The sequence below is a fragment of the Elusimicrobiota bacterium genome, from assembly GCA_026388095.1.
Classification (GTDB): Bacteria; Elusimicrobiota; Elusimicrobia; order UBA1565; family UBA9628; genus UBA9628.
Map to the genome: position 1 here is coordinate 28,626 of JAPLKL010000009.1, position 12,474 is coordinate 41,099.

14 protein-coding genes are annotated in these 12,474 nt (G+C 67.7%); all 14 read right to left on the minus strand.

Annotation, left to right across the window (positions count from 1 at the left end):
* Window positions 1-204: 204 nt before the first annotated feature.
* Window positions 205-381 carry a hypothetical protein gene (locus tag NTY77_02550; GenBank protein ID MCX5794362.1) on the minus strand — a complete coding sequence of 59 codons (177 nt, stop codon included), beginning with the start codon at window positions 379-381 and terminating at the stop codon, window positions 205-207.
* The gene (rsmH, locus tag NTY77_02555; protein MCX5794363.1) at window positions 378-1,316 is read right to left on the minus strand and encodes a 16S rRNA (cytosine(1402)-N(4))-methyltransferase RsmH; all 939 of its coding nucleotides are present in this window, start codon (window positions 1,314-1,316) and stop codon (window positions 378-380) included. Before rsmH ends, NTY77_02550 begins: the two co-directional genes overlap by 4 nt.
* A complete protein-coding gene (mraZ, locus tag NTY77_02560) occupies window positions 1,313-1,762 on the minus strand; it encodes a division/cell wall cluster transcriptional repressor MraZ (protein ID MCX5794364.1) in 450 nt (149 codons plus the stop codon). The genes rsmH and mraZ overlap by 4 nt, the downstream gene beginning before the upstream one ends.
* A gap of 138 nt (window positions 1,763-1,900) precedes the next feature.
* Complete coding sequence (locus NTY77_02565) at window positions 1,901-3,160, minus strand: hypothetical protein (GenBank protein MCX5794365.1); 1,260 nt, start codon at window positions 3,158-3,160, stop codon at window positions 1,901-1,903.
* A 9-nt stretch (window positions 3,161-3,169) separates the two neighbouring features.
* Entirely contained in the window at window positions 3,170-3,865 is a 696-nt protein-coding gene (locus NTY77_02570) for a 16S rRNA (guanine(527)-N(7))-methyltransferase RsmG (GenBank protein ID MCX5794366.1), read from the minus strand.
* The gene (gene mnmG, locus NTY77_02575; GenBank protein ID MCX5794367.1) at window positions 3,862-5,601 is read right to left on the minus strand and encodes a tRNA uridine-5-carboxymethylaminomethyl(34) synthesis enzyme MnmG; all 1,740 of its coding nucleotides are present in this window, start codon (window positions 5,599-5,601) and stop codon (window positions 3,862-3,864) included. The genes NTY77_02570 and mnmG overlap by 4 nt, the downstream gene beginning before the upstream one ends.
* A complete protein-coding gene (locus tag NTY77_02580) occupies window positions 5,594-6,457 on the minus strand; it encodes a hypothetical protein (GenBank protein MCX5794368.1) in 864 nt (287 codons plus the stop codon). Before NTY77_02580 ends, mnmG begins: the two co-directional genes overlap by 8 nt.
* On the minus strand, window positions 6,450-7,673 hold the full coding sequence (locus NTY77_02585; GenBank protein MCX5794369.1) for an MFS transporter: 1,224 nt from the start codon (window positions 7,671-7,673) through the stop codon (window positions 6,450-6,452). Before NTY77_02585 ends, NTY77_02580 begins: the two co-directional genes overlap by 8 nt.
* Window positions 7,674-8,039, minus strand: coding sequence for a translation elongation factor-like protein (locus NTY77_02590; protein ID MCX5794370.1), 366 nt, complete (start codon window positions 8,037-8,039; stop codon window positions 7,674-7,676).
* A gap of 8 nt (window positions 8,040-8,047) precedes the next feature.
* Window positions 8,048-9,433, minus strand: a complete 1,386-nt coding sequence (gene mnmE / locus NTY77_02595; GenBank protein MCX5794371.1) for a tRNA uridine-5-carboxymethylaminomethyl(34) synthesis GTPase MnmE — start codon at window positions 9,431-9,433, stop codon at window positions 8,048-8,050.
* Between the two features lie 94 nt (window positions 9,434-9,527).
* Window positions 9,528-10,439, minus strand: coding sequence for a Jag N-terminal domain-containing protein (locus NTY77_02600; protein ID MCX5794372.1), 912 nt, complete (start codon window positions 10,437-10,439; stop codon window positions 9,528-9,530).
* A gap of 22 nt (window positions 10,440-10,461) precedes the next feature.
* Window positions 10,462-12,057: a YidC/Oxa1 family insertase periplasmic-domain containing protein gene (locus NTY77_02605; protein MCX5794373.1), complete on the minus strand. Its 1,596-nt coding sequence runs from the start codon at window positions 12,055-12,057 to the stop codon at window positions 10,462-10,464.
* Between the two features lie 14 nt (window positions 12,058-12,071).
* On the minus strand, window positions 12,072-12,299 hold the full coding sequence (gene yidD / locus NTY77_02610) for a membrane protein insertion efficiency factor YidD (GenBank protein MCX5794374.1): 228 nt from the start codon (window positions 12,297-12,299) through the stop codon (window positions 12,072-12,074).
* On the minus strand, window positions 12,296-12,448 hold the full coding sequence (locus NTY77_02615) for a hypothetical protein (protein ID MCX5794375.1): 153 nt from the start codon (window positions 12,446-12,448) through the stop codon (window positions 12,296-12,298). Before NTY77_02615 ends, yidD begins: the two co-directional genes overlap by 4 nt.
* Between the last annotated feature and the right edge of the window lie 26 nt (window positions 12,449-12,474).

A 12,474-nucleotide genomic window follows, 5' to 3' on the forward strand; every position in this document is an offset into this window, starting at 1 on the left:
CCACCAGAACTTTGGTGGGGACCCCGCCGAGTGAGTCCCCACCAGAACTTTGGTGGGGACCCCGCCGAGTGAGTCCCCACCAGATCTTTGGCGAGGACCCCGCCGAGTGAGTCCCCGCCAGAACTTTGGTGGGGACCCCGCCGAGTGAGTCCCCACCAGATCATTGGCAGGCGCCCCGCCGAGTGGGCGCCCGCCAAAACGTTGTTACGCGCACCTCCTGTGGAATACCGTGCGCCAGACATAGCCGGAATTCCCGATCGGGACGATCGGCGACAGGTCGATCGTCTCCTCCCGGTCCTGCAGGAAACCTACGGCGCTGTTGAGACGCATGATCGCAGCCAGACCGACGGACGAACCGCTCAATGCCACTGGGCTTTTCATGAGAGTTTCTCCACGATCCTGAGTTTCGCGCTGCGCGCCCGGGGGTTCCGGGCCACTTCTTCGACCGAGGGGGCGATGGCCGACTTGCCCCCCGCGCTTGCCAGATAACGGCAGACGCCCTGCTCGACAAACGACGAGAAGATGTTCTTGACGATGCGGTCTTCGAGCGAATGGAAGCTGATGACGGCTATGCGGCCCCCCTGCCTCATGTAGGGCAGGACGCTTTCCAGGCCGCGGGTGAGGTTCTCCAGCTCCGCGTTGACCGCGATGCGCAGGGCCATGAAGGTCCGGGTCGCCGCGTGGGTCCGGCCGCGCGGCAGGAAACCCGCGATGAAGCTGGCCAGTTCGGTGGTGGTCGCAAAGTGGCGCTCTTCGCGGCGCTGGGCGATGGCCCGCGCGATGCGGTTGGCCGCAGGCTCCTCGCCGAACTCCTTGAGCAGGAGAGCCAACTGCTCCGCCGGCCAGTTGTTGACGATCATCCCGGCGGTCAGCGGGTTGTCCGGCGAGAGCCGCATGTCGAGAGGGCCCTCGAGGGAGAAGCTGAAGCCGCGCTCGGGCTTGTCGAAGTGCATGGAACTGATCCCCAGGTCGAAGAGGGCTCCGGCCAAGGGGAAGAACTTCTCCGCCTCCAAAACTTGGCCCAAGGTGCGGAAGTTGGCGCGAACCGCCCGGAATTGTCCGGGGTGGGCCTTCAGCCGTTCTCCGGCTGCGTGTAAGGCCTCAGGATCCATGTCCAATCCCAGGAGCCTGCCTTGGGCCGATATCTGTTGCAGTATAGCCTCGGCGTGTCCACCGAGGCCCAAAGTCGCGTCGAGGTAGAAGCCCGCCGGCTCGTTGACGAGATGGCGCAGCACCTCCGCGAGGAGGACGGGCTCATGTTCGTATTCCATGGGTTCTCTGACCAGGAAGACCGGGCGCTCCAAAGTGACGGTCATAGCTCCACGCTCTTGCTCACCGCTTGGTAAGCCGGGGCGACCTTGGCTTTCTCATACGCCTGCCAGCGGCGGGTGTCCCAGATCTCGGCGCGGTTGCCCGCGCCCTGCACCAGCACCTGGCCTTTCAGGCCGGCGTGAGACTTGAGGTATTGCGGCACGAGGATGCGCCCCGCGCTGTCGAGCTCGACCTCCGCGGCTTCGGAGAAGAACTTGCGCTTGAAGGCGCGCTCCTTCTCCTTGTCCGGCAGCGAGAAAGCCTGCAGGCCGTTCTCCACGAGGTGGTTCCATTGGGAAGGCAGATAAAGGTAGAGGCAGCCTTCCATGCCGCTGGTGACGAAGACGCTCTTGGCCTTCTCCTGGGTGAGCATCTCCCGGTACTTGGGAGGGATGCCCAAGCGGTTCTTGTCGTCGAGGGCGTATTCGTAGCGGCCGATGAGGAGGGTCACTTGCGCTCTCCCACTTTTCTACATCTCATTCCACTCATCACCACTTTGCCCCACCGGGACTAGATTGTAGGTCATCGTCCCTGTTCTGTCAAGACCCAATCGGGTCCTAGACCGGACTATTTTTCTGGGGGGGCGGCGCTACTGCTGCGGCGCGGCGGCCATCAGGCGGGAAAGGCGGTTGGTGGTGATCTCGTAGCGCCAGGCGTACTCGAGGGCCTTGACCCTGTTGTAGGGCATGCCGTAGCCTCGGTAGAGCGACTCGGTCATGGAGCGGCCCTCGCGCAGATAGCGCGAGAACTTGTAGAAGGAAGACTTGTACTGGGTGCGGATGAGGAAGCGCACCACGCTGTAGGACTGCGCGTACCACAGGCGTACCTGGGCGTCGCCCATCCCCTTGGTGGCGGCCACGCTCATGAGGTCGTCGAGGGCGAAGCCCCCCCCCCGCTCGAGGATCTCGAGGTTCTCGCGCAGCCAGACGGGCCGGGCCTGGCCGCGCTCGATCTGGATGAGGGTGGCCATCCCTTCGCTGAGCCAGAGCGGGTCCGACTGTCCGCCCGAGAAGAAGTTGTCGTAATAGATGTGGCAGAGCTCGTGAGCGAGGATGCCGGGGAGTTCCGCGCTTTCGTAAAGATAGATCTTGCGCTTGGGAACGGAACTGGCCCCGCCGGACCAGACCGGCCGGCCGGTCATGTCTCGGTAGGTGTTCTGGTTCTGGAAGAGGAAGATGAGAACCCGCTCGTCTTTGGCCCAGGGTGAGAAGGGCGCCAGGTCCAGCATGAGGTTGCCGTGGAGGTTCTCCAGGAGTTCCAGGAACTCCGGCGAGGGCGGAGCCGCCTCCGCGTAGACGGTGAAGTGGCGTGTGAACCGCTTGACGAAGCCCACGGGCAGAGGGACATCGGCCGGGCGCGGCGCGGCCACAGGAGAGTGAGCGGCGAAGACTCCCGGCTCGGACGGCGGAGGCGTCGTCTCCCTGGATGCCGGGCCGCGGATGTAGTCGGGGGCGCGGACTTCTCCCAGCGAGGAAGGCGGCAGGCCCGGCGGGGCGTCGGCGAGCGGCGTCAGGGCAGAGGGCGGCTGCACCATGGCCACCGGGGCTGCATCCGGGGCGGGCGTGCCTTCGGTGACGGGAGCGGGCGACGGCTGCGCGCCGGGCGGCAGGGCCTCGGCATGGTCCAAGGGCTCCTGCCGGAGCTCGGACTGGCTCTGCTCCGGCGGCACGCTCTGCGCGTATGGGGCCCCCCCCGGGAGCATTGAGGGCAGGGGGTTGGTGTAGGGGCTCACCACCTTGCGCATCCGCTCCTCGGCTTCCTCTTCGCCCAGGTATTGGTAGACCATGACGCCCCAGAGGCTCAGGAGAACGACCCAGATGAGGACTCGGAGTCGGAGTAGGACGTCCACGGTATTAGTTTAGCCGGTTTGCCCGGTTTTGCAAGCTTTGCTGAACAGCGCGAGGCATCGGTCCCGGCCCTCCCGGGGCAGGCGGTATGTCACAGATTTCACCCATCTCGCGGCGTGGCGCGCCAGCACGCGCGCAAGGCCCTGCTCCTCAGGGTCCGGCGCGGCGCTCTGGAAGATGAGGACGAGACCTTGGGGATCGATCAGAGGCAAGGCCAAGTCCACGGCCTCGGGCAGAGGCGCCAGGGCCCTAGCCACCACCGCATCGAAGCCTCGCTCCGGGCCGCGCGACTGCCCCTTCCCGGCCCGTTTCAGGGCCACGGTGAGACCGGGCAGGCCGGAGCGGACAGCCATCCCGTTGAGGAACCGGAACTTGCGTTCCAGGGACTCCATGAGCGTCACCTGGGCCTGCGGCCAGGCGATCTTGATGGCCATCCCGATGTAGCCGCCTCCCGCGCCCAAATCGAGTATCCTGGGAGAGGGCCTCTTGACCTCCTTAATAAGGACCCCCGCCGCGGCCAAGCCGTCTGCGACGTGCCTCAAGAGCACGACCTCCGGGTCGGTGTCCGAGGTCAGGTTCGTCTTCCGGTTGGCGGCCAGGAGTTCCTTGACATAGCGGTCTATCTGAGCGAATTGCTCCGGGCCGAGGGACAGCCCCCAGCCGGCCGCCGCGGCCTGCAAAGCGGAATCCGCATCTGGGACCGTCATGGCGCGCCTCGTCTGCGCTCTTTCTCGGACCAGACCCAAAGGATCTGCAGGTCCGAGGGGGTTACGCCGGGGATGCGGCCGGCCTGACCCAAGGTCCGGGGCGTGACGCGAGCGAGCTTCTGGCGGGACTCGAGGGGCAAGGTCGGGACGCTGGAATAGTCGAGACCCCGGGGGATGGGCACGTTCTCCCATTTGCGCATCCTCTCCGCGGCCTGCTTCTCGCGCCGGATGTAGCCCGCATAGGCCAACTCGGTCTCGCGCTGGGCTCGAGCCCTGTCCAGGGACCAGGGGGAGAGCTCCGCATCCAGACTCGTCGAGCTCCCCGCCACCGCGACCTTGTAGCGCAGGAACCTGGAGTAGGCCTCCGCCGGGATGAGCCCGAGCTGGAAGCCCTTCTCCATGAGCCGCAGGTCCGCGTTGTCCGAGCGCAGAGTGAGCCGGTACTCGGCGCGGGCCGTGAACATGCGATAGGGCTCATCCACTCCCTTGGTGACGAGGTCGTCTATGAGGACGCCGATGTAGGCCTCGTCGCGGCCGAGCCCGAAAGGCTCGAGCCCTCGGACCTGCCGGGCCGCGTTGACCCCGGCCACGAAGCCTTGGGCGGCGGCCTCTTCATAGCCCGTGGTTCCGTTGATCTGGCCGGCGAAATAGAGACCAGGGATCTTCTTGGTCTGCAGAGTGGGTTCCAACTGGGTGGGCGGGCAATAGTCGTATTCGATGGCGTAGGCGGGACGCAGGATCTCGGCGGTTTCGAGGCCCACGATCGAGCGCACCAAGGCCAGTTGGACCTCTTCGGGCAGGCTGGTGGAGAGGCCGTTGACGTAGGTCTCCAAAGTGCTGAAGCCTTCGGGCTCCAGGAATATCTGGTGGCGCTCCTTGTGCGGGAACTTGACCACCTTGTCCTCTATGGAAGGGCAGTAGCGCGGCCCGATGGATTTGATGCGGCCGCAATAGAGCGGGGCCTGGTGGAGGTTGTCCCGGATGATCCGGTGCGTGGCCTCGTTGGTGTAGGTGATGGCGCAGGCCAGCTGCCGGTTGGTGATGCGCTCGGTGAAGTGAGAGAGGGGCTTCGGCGGGTCGTCGCCGAGCTGGAGCTCGCAGCGGGAGGCGTCGATGGTCCGGGAGTTGAGGCGCGGCGGCGTGCCGGTCTTGAGGCGGCCGACCTCGAAGCCGAGGCGGCGGAGGTCCTCTGGGAGCTCGATCGACGGGGCTTCGCTGCAGCGGCCGGCCGGGAAGGTTTTGAGCCCGATGTGGATGAGGCCGTTGAGGAAGGTGCCGGCGGTGAGGATGACGGCGCGGCTCTCATAGCGGATGCCTCGGCTGCTGATCACCCCACGGAGGCGGGAGCCGTCGAAGATGAGGCGGGCGGCCTCGTCCTGACGCAGTTCCAGGCCGGGCTGCTTCTCTAGGGCCTCCTTCATGGCCAGATGGTAGAGGGTTTTGTCGCACTGCACCCGCGGGGAGCGCACCGCGGCCCCGCGGCTGCGGTTCAAGGTCTGGAACTGGAGGCCGGAGCGGTCCGTGGCCTTGGCCATCTCCCCGCCCAAAGCGTCGAGCTCGCGCACGAGCTGGCCCTTGCCCACCCCGCCGACGGAGGGGTTGCACGACATCTTGGCGATGGTGTCGAGGTTCTGGGTGAGCAGGAGGGTGCGCCGTCCCAAGCGCGCCGCGGCCAAGGCGGCTTCGCAGCCCGCGTGGCCGGCGCCGACGACGATCACGTCGTATGCGTCAGGCATAGAGGAGCGCCTTGAGGATGTCCTTGGGCACCAAGCCCAACAGGTGCAGGGTGAAGGCTACGGCGATCTGCAGGAACATGGACAAGAGCACGGCCATGAAAGCGCGCGGCAGCCGCAGCCCCGTCAGCTTGCGCAGCCCCAAGGTCGCCCAGCCCAAGAGCCAGAACCCCCCTACCACCTGGGTTCCCATGAAAAGGTTCGAGCTGCGCAGGACCGTGGCCAGGATCATGGGCGCCAGCATCACGAGACCTATGGCGTTGACGCCCAACATGAAGAGCACCACCGGCAGCACTTCGCTCCGCGTCAGCCGGCGCCACAGCGGCACGAACAGCCCTATCCAGGCTATGGTCCCCAGGCCGAGAGCCCATCTGGCGATCGTCACCGCGCGCGCGCCCGCGATCACCCGGGCCTCGGCATCGGCGCGCGCCGCTCCTGCGGCCCCCTTGGCCAGTTCGGCGATCGCCTGATTCGCATCCGCCCCGACCGTCGCATAGACCGCCATCAGGACGAAAGGGGACGCTGTCCAGGCCACTCCTGAGACCAGCCTCACCGGCAAGGAGCCCTGCCTGAACCAGACCACCAGCCCCAGCAGGAAAGCCATCCAGGCCGCCTCCAGCGGCGGCTGCCAGAGCATCACCTTGAACCAGAACATCAGGTTCTGCGCTTCGCGCGGATACGCCGCGTTCTGGTCCGGGAAATCGAAGGGCTTCATCGTGAAGAACAGCATCGTCGTCAGGGTGAAGACCGCGTAGATCCAGAAGCAGGGCGCCAGGTTCTCCTCGTCCTGGGAGGCCTGCGCGGCGCGCTCAGCCGAGAATAGGAACGTCTTGGAAAGAGTCCAGACCCGGCTAAGCATATCCCACCCTCCCCGCGTCGGCGTCATAATGCTTCAGGCCCAGGAAGCAGAAGGCCGCGGCCAGGGCCAAGGCCCCGCACGCCGTCAGCAGGGCGGGTGTGAGCCCCCAGCGGTCCGAGGCCAGTCCGATCAAGGTCGGCGAGGCCGCATCGCCCAGGGCATGGATCACCAGGATGTTCGCGGCGAAGGCCATGGAGCGGGCGTGAGGCTTCGTCACCGACACGATGACGGCGTTGATCGGTCCCATGTTGAGGAAAAGGAAGAACTCCGCGCAGAACATCGCGGCCACGCAGAGCCGCGGGGTGGGCGCCAGCAGGGCCGCGGCGGCCAAGGGCAGTCCCGCCACATAGCCCAGGCCGGAGACCCAGAAGTAGGAGCGGCTCGTCCAGCGCAGGGCCCGGTCGGCGAGCCAGCCCCCGCACAGGCTCCCCAGGAGCCCCGCGACCACCGTCATGCCGCCGAAGAGCGTCCCGGCCTCGCCCAAAGACAGGCCCCAGCGGCGGTGGAAAAAGCTCGGCATCCAGACCGCCAAGCCTCCCAAGGTGAAAGTCATGGCCGCTCCGGCCAAGGTCACGCAGGTGAAGCTCGGCACGCGGAACAAGTCCAGGTACGAGGCCACCGCCGAGCGCGGCGCCTCGGACGCCCGTGGCGCCGAACCAGGAGGTTCGCGCAGACGCAACGACCAGACCATCAGGCCCAGGCCGGGCAATCCCACCAGATAGAAAGCGTTGCGCCAGCCCCAGGCCTGCCCCATGGCGCCTCCGGCCACGTAGCCCAAAGCGCTGCCCACCGGGATGGCCATGGAGAACAGCGCCAGCACGAAGGCCCGCTTCTCCGGCGGGAAATGCTCGGCCACAAAGGAAGGCGATATGGTGCCGTAGCACGACTCGCCGATGCCCACCGCGGCCCGGGCCGTGAAGAGCTGGGCGAAGCCCCTGGCTACGCCTGAGGCGGCGGTGGCCAGGCTCCAGAGCCCTATGCCGGCCGCGATCCAGAGTCTCCTGCCCCCCCGATCCGCGAGATAGCCGATGGGCAAGGCCGCCAGCATGTAGACCACCATGAAGGCGGAGGCGAGGCTTCCGGCCTGCGCGTCGCTGAGCGCGAGATCCTTCTGGATGGCGGGCAGCAGCGCGTAGAGCACCTGCCGGTCGACGTAGTTGAGCAGGTTGACCGCCAACAGCAGGGCCAGGACCCGTCGAGCTCGGGACTCGTCCACTCAGACCTTGTAGACGGCGTCTCCCAGGCGCACCTTGTCGGCGGCCTGGATGGCGGCGGCCTCGCCGGGGGCGCCGCTCTGCACGTTGAGGTGATCGACTTGCATGTGCTCCACCTTCTGGGTCAGGTCCGTGGTATGGCCCTTGATGCGGATCGTGTCGCCCAAGGCCAGCGGCGCCTCCAGCGCCACGGCGAAGACATGCAGGTGCGAATAGTAGTTGCTCACCTTGCCCAGGAAGGTGGCGCCGATGATCTGCTGCTCCAAGGTGATATCGGCGACCGGGGTCCTGGGGGTCTCCGCTGCGGGCTTCTTGCCCTTGCCCGCCGCCGTCTTCTTGGGCTGACTGTTGGGCTTCTTCGTCGTCATGCGTCCTCCTACTTTCCTACACAGAACCGGGAGAATATCCCGTCGAGAACTTCATCCGGGGCGGCTGGACCTGTGATCTCGTCCAGCGCGGACAGGGATTCGCGTAGGTGCCGGGCAGCCAACTCCTCCCAGCGCTCCGGATCCGTGCCGATGCAGGACTGCGCGCCGGCCAGCTCGGAGAGGCAGCGCCGCAACGCCTGGTGATGGCGCTGGTGCGTGACCGTGGCGCCGGCCTCCGCGGGGATTCCCGAGTCCCGGCCCAGCCGTTCGGCCAAGAGGGACTTGAGCTCGGCCAGGCCCTCTCCGCGAAGGGCGGAGACGCGGCAGGCCGCCGGCCCCGGGACCACGCGCTGCGGCAAGTCCGCCTTGTTGAGCACGGTGATGACGGGCCGCCCTTCGGCGGCGGACGATTCCATGACGCGGCGATGCGCGGTCTCGTCGTCAGCGGCCACCGGGCGCGAGCCGTCGATGACCAGCAAGGCCAGGTCGCTGGCGCGCAAGGCCAGCTGCGTGCGCCGGAGGCTCTCCGCGTCGGCGGCGCTGCGCGCGTCGTGCCCCAGGCCGGCGGTGTCCACCAGCACCGTGGGCAGGCCGGCCAGGTCGCAGGGCTCCTCGACGGTATCGCGCGTGGTCCCTGGTTCGGCGCAGACGATGGCGCGCTCGCTGCCCAGCAAGGCGTTCAAAAGGCTCGACTTCCCGGCGTTGGGGCGGCCCACGATGCAGATGCGCAGCCCGTCGCGCAGGATGCGGCCGGTCCGGAAGCTGCCGGCCAGCTCCGCCACCGGACGTGCCAGCAGGGCCAGCCGCTCCTGAGCCTCCGCCCTCGGCAGGGGCGGGATGTCCTCCTCCGGATGGTCGAGGCAGGCCTCCAGGTGCGACAGGAGCTCCAGGAGCGGCGCGCGCAGGCGCGCCAAGGACCGGGACAGGCCGCCCTCCAACTGCGAGAGCGCGCACCGGTGCGCGAGCCTGGTCCCGGCCTGGATCAGGTCGCAGACCGCTTCGGCCTGCGCGAGGTCCATGCGGCCGCTGAGGAAGGACCTCTGGGTGAATTCTCCCGCGCGCGCCGCCCGCGCGCCGGCGTCCAGCAGGGCCGCCAGCAAGCGCTTCTGGATGTAGGGGGAGCCGTGGCAGGTGAGCTCCACAAGGTCTTCTCCCGTGGGACTCTGCGCGGCCGGATGGAAGAGGGCGACCACCTGGTCGATGCCGCCATCCGGGTCCCGGGCTTCGCACAGGGCCGCGCGTCTGGGCGGCAAGGCCCGGTCCGTCCGGCCGAGCACGACGGCGGCGGCGCGCACAGCATCCGCTCCGCTGACGCGCACGATCGCCAAGGCCCCGGCGCCGGGCGGCGTGGCTATGGCGGCGATGGTGTCGGTCGGCGGTATCGGCATCTTCATGAAGCGGCGACGGCTCCCCCTACGGCTCGCCTTCACCCCATCGAGGGGGTGAAGGCGGTTTCCGGGGCGCTTACAGCGCCCCGGAAAGTCAAGGCTATCCCCTGAGCCGAAGCACGACCTTGCGCCAGAGGCCGTCCCCCTCGGACGAGGTCATGATGTCCGGGTGGTTGGCCAAGCTCTTGTGCACGAGGCGGCGCAGGGGCGGCTCCATGGGCTGCATCCGGAAAGGCTTGCCCGTGTTGCGCACGGTCTCGACGCCCTTGAGCACCTGCGAAAGGATCTCGTTCTCCTTCTTCTGCCAGTAGTCGTTGGTGTCGACCTGCACGGCCACCGGCGTGCCGACGCGGCGGCTGACCATCAGGGTCATGAGGAACTGGAGGGACTCCAGGACCTTCCCCTCCAGCCCGATGAGCCGGTCTGCCTCGGCGGTGCGGACGTTGGTCTTGACGCGCTCCTGCTCCGGGTCCCATTTCGAGGCCACGTTGGCGTCGGTGAAGAGCATCAGCCCGAGGAGCTCCTTGAGGATCTCCTCCGAGGCGGCGCAGGCCTTGACCGGGTCCACCGGCTGAGCCGGCGCGGCCGAGCGCTCCGAGTGCTCCGAGTGCTGCACGGCCAGCGGGGCGGGTTCGGGGCGCGGCCGGGGCGGAGTCGGGGGATGCTGCGGCGCTCTGGCGGCGGGAGCCGGGGCGTGGCTGTGGGGCTCGCGCCGCGGCTCAGGCCGGGCTTGGCGGGGCGGCCGGCCGCCCGAGTTCCTGGAAGCGGGACCAGGGCGCTCGCGAACGCCGCGTGGCGCGGCTGCGGGCCTTCCCGTAGGCTGCGTCGGGGTGCCCCAGTGCTTGCGCGTGACCTTGACGCGCGCGGGCTTGGCCCCGAATCCCAGGATGCCGGACGAGGCCTCCTGCAGGATCTGGACTTCGACTTGCTCGCGGGGCAGGCCCCACTGTTTGAGGGCGTTGTCCACCGCCTCGGCTACCGTCTTGCCTTCACTCTCCATCTCTTCGATCATGGTCGTCCTCCTTGCGAAATCTTCAGGCCTGCTCGAAATGCCGGCGCAGCCCCATCTGCATCGAGGCGCTGATCATGCTGCTGGTCAGCCAATAGAGCACCAGCCCCGAGGGCGTGTTCAGGAACATGACGGTGAAGATGACCGGCATCCAGTTCATCATGGCCTTCTGGGTCGGGTCGCTGGCCGTCGCGGGATTAAGGCGGTTCTGCACCCACATGACTCCCCCCATCACGATGGGCAGGACCCGGTAAGGGTCCTTGGCGGAGAGGTCGTGCACCCAGAACATCCAAGGCGTGCCGTGCAGCTCCCAGGAGTTGCGCAGGGCGTTGAACAGCGCGATGAACACCGGCATCTGCAGCATGAGCGGCAGGCATCCGCCGAGAGGGTTGGCCCCGGACTTCTTGTAGAGTTCCATCATCTCCGCGTTGAGCCGGGAGGGCTCCTTGGCGTATTTCTGCTGGAGCCGCGCGATGTCGGGCTGGAGCTTCTTCATGGCCGCCATGGCCTTCATGCTCTTGTAGGTCAGCGGGAAGAGCAGGGCCTGGATGAAGAAGGTCATCAGCACGATGGCCCAGCCCCAGTTCCCGATCCGGGCATGGAGGAGGCCGAGCAATTGCATCATCTTCCGGGCCAGCCAAGAGAAGTAGCCGAAGTCGATGGCCCGCTCCAGCCCGAAGGGGTAGCGCGAGAGGCCGAGCTGGCCCTTGGCGCCGAAATAGTACGGGATCTCCCAGTCGCGCTGCTCTCCGGGAGCGATGACGACGTTCTTGGCGCGCAGGACGACCTGCGGGGGCAGGAAGCTTTCCACCGCGTCGAAATCGCCCTCGGCCGGTACGGCGGCGGCCAGGAAGTAGCGGTTGTCCACGCCGACCCAGCGGTAGGGGCCCGCGTGCTCGCCGGGCTGCTTGAAGACCTCGACCTTGCCCTGCAGCCCCTTGTCGCCGAAGAGGAGGCCGGCGGCCCTCCAGACGCTGTGGTTCTCCTTCGCCTCGCTGGGCACCGTGTCCAGGCCGGGGCCGATGTTGAGGGTCCAGGCGCCGCCGGCCAACGGCTGGCCGGTGGGGTTGCGCAGGCTCACCCGGATGCGGGGCAGCTTACCGGGCGTCTCGGGCAGGAACTCCTTGATGATTCTCATGCCGTCGGGCCGCACCGTCGCGTAGCGTCTCCCCTCCCCCGAGGGCTCGGGCCGGAAACGGAGCTTCGGCCAGGTGGCGAAGAATCCGGGTCGGGGCTCCGGGATGAGTTCCACCGTGCCCAGGGGCCCGCGAAAGCGGCAGCTCACGATGGCCGCTCCGTCGGGATGGACCTTCAACTCGGAGTCAGGAGCGGGCATGCCTTCGGCATCGGCTTCCAGGGCCGTCCGGTCCACGGCCGCGACCGGGCCGGCGGCGGCCTCCGGGGCGGTCGTCTTTCCCGGGAGAGCGGGACGGCTGTTCTCCCCCGCGAGCGCCGACGCATCTCCTGATGGAGCTCGGGGCGTCGGCGCTCCCGCGCCGACGACGGACGTCGCGGTACTGGCTGGCTGGACCGGCTTGACGTAGCGCTTCTCGATGACGCCGAACCAGAGGGCGTAGATGCCTATCGAGAGAGTCACGGCCCAAAGCAGATTCTTGTCCATTTAGGGTTCGCCTTTTATATCGGGAGTTGGGTGGGAGGAACGGGGTCGAGTCCTCCGGGATGGAAGGGGTGGCAGCGGGTCAGCCGTCTGAGCGTCAGCCAAAGGCCGCGCCCGCAGCCGTGTGTGAGCACGGCCTCGCGGGCGTAATCCGAGCAGCTGGGATGAAAGCGGCAGGAGGGCGGCAGCAAGGCGCGCCCCGTCTTCTGGTAGACGGCCAGCGCCGCCAGGACCAGAGGCTTCACGGCCTGTACACCCCGGCCTTGCGCGCCAAGTCCAGTATGTCCCGCTGCGCGTCGGCGAGACCGTCCCAGCGGCAGCCGGGCCGCAGATACACGACGAAATCCCCCGGCTCGAAGCCGCCGCGGTTGAGACGGAAGCATTCCCGGACCAGCCTCTTGAGACGGTTGCGTCGGACCG

Bases quoted from the DNA above. Each gene is read 5' to 3' on its own strand.
- NTY77_02550 (MCX5794362.1), bottom strand. From the start codon at position 381: ATGAAAAGCCCAGTGGCATTGAGCGGTTCGTCCGTCGGTCTGGCTGCG.
- rsmH (MCX5794363.1), bottom strand. From the start codon at position 1,316: ATGACCGTCACTTTGGAGCGCCCGGTCTTCCTGGTCAGAGAACCCATG.
- NTY77_02570 (MCX5794366.1), bottom strand. From the start codon at position 3,865: ATGACGGTCCCAGATGCGGATTCCGCTTTGCAGGCCGCGGCGGCCGGC.
- mnmG (MCX5794367.1), bottom strand. From the start codon at position 5,601: ATGCCTGACGCATACGACGTGATCGTCGTCGGCGCCGGCCACGCGGGC.
- NTY77_02580 (MCX5794368.1), bottom strand. From the start codon at position 6,457: ATGCTTAGCCGGGTCTGGACTCTTTCCAAGACGTTCCTATTCTCGGCT.
- NTY77_02590 (MCX5794370.1), bottom strand. From the start codon at position 8,039: ATGACGACGAAGAAGCCCAACAGTCAGCCCAAGAAGACGGCGGCGGGC.
- mnmE (MCX5794371.1), bottom strand. From the start codon at position 9,433: ATGAAGATGCCGATACCGCCGACCGACACCATCGCCGCCATAGCCACG.
- NTY77_02600 (MCX5794372.1), bottom strand. From the start codon at position 10,439: ATGATCGAAGAGATGGAGAGTGAAGGCAAGACGGTAGCCGAGGCGGTG.
- NTY77_02605 (MCX5794373.1), bottom strand. From the start codon at position 12,057: ATGGACAAGAATCTGCTTTGGGCCGTGACTCTCTCGATAGGCATCTAC.